1 rRNA gene is annotated in these 249 nt (G+C 51.0%); it reads right to left on the bottom strand.

What is annotated here, in order from left to right:
* Positions 1-249 (bottom strand): 23S ribosomal RNA (locus tag BUB05_RS00005); the annotation flags it as partial.

Raw genomic sequence — 249 nt, 5'->3', positions numbered from 1 at the left:
ACTATTCCATCAGTGCGATAGTCTATCCTTCTGTGTCACCCCATCTCTCAAACGTTTAAAGGTGGTACTGGAATATCAACCAGTTGTCCATCGCCTACGCCTTTCGGCCTCGGCTTAGGTCCCGACTTACCCTGAGTGGACGAGCCTTCCTCAGGAAACCTTAGGCTTTCGATGGGTGAGATTCTCACTCACCTCTCGCTACTCATGCCAACATTCTCTCTTCTATACAGTCCACACGGCCTTCCGGTC

This window comes from Dethiosulfatibacter aminovorans DSM 17477, assembly GCF_900142005.1.
In the GTDB taxonomy this organism is placed as follows: domain Bacteria; phylum Bacillota; class Clostridia; order Tissierellales; family Dethiosulfatibacteraceae; genus Dethiosulfatibacter; species Dethiosulfatibacter aminovorans.
Note: the sequence above shows the minus strand (reverse complement) of the source record. Positions and strands in the feature narration are given on the sequence as shown.